Here is a 401-nt window from a genome sequence, read left to right as displayed (position 1 = left end):
GTGCTGCGCCCCTGCTCGTCGAGCCGGCGCCCCACCTCGCGCAGCAGGGTGTCACCCGCGCCATGCCCGAAGGAGTCGTTGACCGGCTTGAATCCGTCAAGGTCGATGTAGAGCAAGGCCACCCGCCGGCGCCGGGCTTCGGCCCGCAGCACGGCCGAGGCCAGCTGGTCCTCGAGCATCAGCCGGGTGCACAGGCCCGTGAGCGGGTCGGTGAGGCGCGCGCGCTGAGCGGCTTCGGCCACGGGTTGCAGCGCAGCGTCGGGCTCGGCCGCCCGAGGCACCCCGGGGGCCGGTGACGGCGGCGCGCCAGGGCGCCGCGGCGCACGGGCTTCCAGGGCCACCATGTGCTGCCACCAGCGCAGGCCGCCGACCAGCACCAGCGTGCCGAGGATGCCGGCCAG

1 protein-coding gene is annotated in these 401 nt (G+C 75.8%); it reads right to left on the bottom strand.

From position 1 onward, the window contains the following. Positions 1-401 (bottom strand): diguanylate cyclase domain-containing protein (locus tag B7P34_RS36405; protein WP_146167072.1); only part of this gene is annotated, 401 nt, incomplete at both ends.

Origin of the sequence: Streptosporangium nondiastaticum (genome assembly GCF_003011965.1) — a bacterium.
Taxonomy (GTDB): domain Bacteria; phylum Actinomycetota; class Actinomycetes; order Streptomycetales; family Streptomycetaceae; genus Streptomyces; species Streptomyces nondiastaticus.
Note: the sequence above shows the minus strand (reverse complement) of the source record. Positions and strands in the feature narration are given on the sequence as shown.